The following is a 3,495-nucleotide window of genomic DNA, read 5'->3' as shown; positions in this document are numbered from 1 at the left end:
CAGCAGGGCAGCGGCCTCCGCGTCGCTCGCCGGCGCGGCGAGCTCGGCGGCGGACGGGGCGATCCGGCCCCAGCCGGTCAGGGTCACGGTGCTGGTCGACATGGGACGCAATACTACTTGCGGAGTGCCAGGCGACGAGGCGGCCGGCGGCCTTCATGCCGCCGTCACAACCGCCATTTATGATCGTCCTCGTGCGGTCGATCATCGTGGCCGGCGCGCTGGTCTCGCTGGCTTTCCTGGCAACGGCGTGCACTGCCGCCCCGGCGGCGGCTCCCGCCGTCAGCAGCGAGGCAGGGACGGGCGCAGCCGCGTCCGCGCACCCCCGCACGACGGCTGCCAAGCCCGCTCCGAAGCCAGCGCCCAAGCCGAAGCCGGCTACGCCGCATGTCACGATCTCGCGGGTGCGGGCCGCGGACGGCGACGTGGTGACGGTGGCGGCCTTCCGCGGCCCGGTCCGGTACGTGCTGCACAACGGCAGTTCTGACCCCGGATACGCGGCGGCCATAGCGGGCGTCACGGCGGGCCCCGCCATCGGAAGCGCGGAGCACAGGCAGCTCCTCGCCGCCTTCAACGGCGGCTTCAAGCTCGGCGTAGGCGCGGGCGGTTACGAGCAGGAGGGGCACGTGATCAGCCCGCTCCTGCGCGGCTACGCGAGCTTTATCATCGACCGCTCCGGCCGCGCGCGGATCGCGCTGTGGGGCTACGGCGCACCCGGCACCGGCGAGGCGGTCTACAGCGTCCGGCAGAACCTCCAGTTGCTCATTGAGCACGGACAGCCGACGCCGGCCGCTTCCGATTGGTACGCGTGGGGCGCGACCCTGGGTGGCGGCGAGTACGTCGCGCGTAGCGCGGTCGGCGAGGACGCGGCGGGCGACCTGCTTTTCGCCGGGAGCATGTCGGCCAGCCCTGAGGACCTGGCGCAGGCGCTCGCCGAGCGCGGCGCCAGGATCGGCATGGAGCTTGACATCAACCCAGAGTGGGTGCAGCTCGACGTAGCGGCGAAGCCCGGTGGCCCGCTGACGGCCGAGGTGCCTGGCCAGTACCGTCCCGCCGATCAGTACCTGTGGGGCTGGAGCCGGGACTTCTTCGCCGTGCTGGCCGGCTAGGTCAGGACTTGACGAGGCGGGCGATGGCCTCGGAGGCCTCGCGGACCTTCGCCGCGGCAACCTCGCCGCCCTCGGCGGTCGCCTGTGCGACGCAGTGCCCGAGGTGATCCTCGAGCAGGCCGAGCGCGACCGACTGCAGCGCGCTCGTCGCGGCGGCCACCTGGGTCAGGATGTCGATGCAGTACTTGTCCTCTTCGATCATCTTCTCCAGGCCGCGGACCTGGCCCTCGATGCGGCGCAGCCGGTTGAGGTACTTGTCCTTGTCCTGGGTGTATCCGTACATGGTCCGTTGGCCTCCACTCCGCCGCGTTGACCATACGATACCCCGGCGGGGTAAGTCCCCGAGCGCTACGCCCGCCCGCCGGGCCGGTTAGCGCCGGCGGGTGAACTTCCTGCGGTACGCGAAGCTGCCGAGGCCTGCCGCGATGGCCGCACCGCCGAGAACGAAGACCAGGCCGTCCTGGAGGCCAGCGGTGCCGCCGCCCCCGGTGGCCGGGGCGCCGGTCGGGTAGTAGTAGGTGGTCGACGGGACTGGCGACGGGCTGACCGTCGTGGTGGCCGGGGTAGGCGTGGTCGCGTGTGTGCTCGGCGTGGTCGTCGGGTGCGTGGTGCTCGCAGAGGCACTGGCGGAAGCGGTCGAGGTAGCCGTACCTGATGACGACGATGACCCTGATGAGGGTCCCGACGGCGAAAAAATTGACGGCACGCTCGACGACGGCGCACCGGTGCAGGCCGAGACGGCGACTGCGACGAGGACCATCAAGGTGGCGCAGCCGAGAACGGCCAGCCGCGGGCTGCTCGCCGGTCTAGCGGACGTTATGCGCACCTTCATGGAGCCTCCTTAAATGTCCGGCGAGAGGGTCGTCGTTTCCCGCCCCCGGCACCACACCTACGGATCGGCATCGGAAAAGAAAAGCGCTGTCGGCGGGAACAGTACCCACGCCGGCCGAAGTTAGTCGCCGCGCGGCGACGGCCATATTGGTAAGCCCGTAGGTGCTACCGGCGCGCAATGGCGTGTTTTCCATTTGGCCATTAGGCTACGTGAGTAGCACCCGTTGCGGCAGACACGCGGAAGGGGCGCGGACTTGGGCAGAGCGCGGCGCATAGCAGGGCTGCGCGTGGTCATGTCCTGGCCGGAGAGCCAGTTCACCCCTGAACCCGCCCCACGGGGCGCGTTTCGCGCTCGCGCCGCCGGGCTCGGCGGCGCCGCGCTGATCGTCGGCGGCGCGATCGCCATCGGGGTGGCGATGCTCGCCCAGCAGCACGCGCCCCAGCCTGGGGCCACGGCCGCGGGGGCTATCGGCCCGGCCGGCAAGGGGCCGTCACTGCACCGTTCAGTTCCGGTCTCGGTCGACATACCGGCCATCGGCGTGCACTCGGAGCTCCTGCGTCTTGGCGTCAACGCTGACGGCACCGTCCAGGTGCCGCCGCTGACCACCGGCGCCGACGAGGCGGCGTGGCTAAGGTACTCGGCCACCCCCGGCCAGATCGGCGCGTCCGTCATCGAAGGGCATGTCGACAGTTATCGCGGCCCCGCCGTCTTTTACCGGCTGGGCGCGCTCCACCCCGGAGACACCATCGACGTGACGCTCGCCGACGGAGAGACGGGCATTTTCCGGGTCACCGGCGTCCGCGAATATCTCAAGGACAAATTCCCGGCCAATGCAATTTACAGCGATGCGAATTACGCCGCGCTGCGGCTGATAACCTGCGGCGGCGCATTCGATTACGCCACTGGCCACTATCTGAGTTCCACCGTCGTATTCGCGTCGCTCACCTCGTCGCGCCACCCCAGCAGCCACTGACACGCCGCTGACCTCGGTAGTCACAGTCGCGCCGACGCGAGCCGGCGCGACATCCGGGCGCGGGCCGGCACGGCGGCGCGGGGCCGGAAAATCCCTCATGGCAGGGGTACCGACTTCATGATCACGAAGGAAAAGCACTCTATACGGGTGCTTTTCTTACGTGATCATGAAATGCGATCCTCGGCGGCACGGCGGCGGTCGATGCGGGTGAGGGCCGGGAAGGCGAGCAGGCCGCTAAGGAGCGCGGCCAGGCCGCCGACCACGAGCGACCAGCGGGCGCCCGCGTCCTGGCCGATCCAGCCGATGATGGAGCCGCCGATCGGGGTCGAGCCGAGCCAGGCCAGTCCCCACAGCGCCATCACCCGGCCGCGCATCGTCGGTTTCGCGGCAAGCTGCAGCACCGTCTTGGCCATCGAGTTGAACGTGATGCTGCCGTACCCGACGAAGACGAGCGCGGCCAGTTCGAGCGGCATCGTGGGCGCCTCCGCCGCGAGCAGGATCGCGATGCCCCAGCCGATCGCGGACAGGCACAGCGCGGTGACCCGCGGCCTGCCCCGGCCGGCCGAGACCAGGCCGCCCGCCAC

At 70.3% G+C, this 3,495-nt stretch carries 5 protein-coding genes; 3 read left to right on the top strand and 2 right to left on the bottom strand.

Going from position 1 to position 3,495, the window contains the following annotated elements:
- Positions 1-191 precede the first annotated feature (191 nt).
- The gene (locus WA805_RS23155) at positions 192-1,106 is read left to right on the top strand and encodes a hypothetical protein (protein ID WP_425243393.1); all 915 of its coding nucleotides are present in this window, start codon (positions 192-194) and stop codon (positions 1,104-1,106) included.
- Between the two features lies 1 nt (position 1,107).
- On the opposite strand, the gene WA805_RS23150 is transcribed toward WA805_RS23155, so the two are convergent.
- Positions 1,108-1,389: a metal-sensitive transcriptional regulator gene (locus tag WA805_RS23150; RefSeq protein ID WP_422282743.1), complete on the bottom strand. Its 282-nt coding sequence runs from the start codon at positions 1,387-1,389 to the stop codon at positions 1,108-1,110.
- Positions 1,390-1,624: 235 nt separating this feature from the next.
- Here WA805_RS23150 and WA805_RS23145 point away from each other — a divergent pair, with 235 nt between their 5' ends.
- Positions 1,625-1,951 (top strand): hypothetical protein, encoded by a 327-nt coding sequence (locus WA805_RS23145; RefSeq protein ID WP_422288620.1) that lies wholly within the window; start codon positions 1,625-1,627, stop codon positions 1,949-1,951.
- 279 nt (positions 1,952-2,230) lie between these two features.
- Positions 2,231-2,911, top strand: coding sequence for a class F sortase (locus WA805_RS23140; RefSeq protein WP_422282747.1), 681 nt, complete (start codon positions 2,231-2,233; stop codon positions 2,909-2,911).
- Positions 2,912-3,075: 164 nt separating this feature from the next.
- Here WA805_RS23140 and WA805_RS23135 read toward each other — a convergent pair.
- On the bottom strand, positions 3,076-3,495 hold a 420-nt coding region (locus WA805_RS23135), incomplete at its 5' end, for an MFS transporter (protein WP_425243392.1).

This window comes from Trebonia sp. (assembly GCF_049794275.1).
Classification (GTDB): Bacteria; Actinomycetota; Actinomycetes; order Streptosporangiales; family Streptosporangiaceae; genus Trebonia.
This window is presented reverse-complemented; position numbering and strand designations above follow the sequence as displayed.

What these genes read in the sequence shown, in the direction of transcription:
- WA805_RS23150 (WP_422282743.1), bottom strand. Translation starts at nt 1,389, where the DNA reads ATGTACGGATACACCCAGGACAAGGACAAGTACCTCAACCGGCTGCGC.
- WA805_RS23140 (WP_422282747.1), top strand. Translation starts at nt 2,231, where the DNA reads ATGTCCTGGCCGGAGAGCCAGTTCACCCCTGAACCCGCCCCACGGGGC.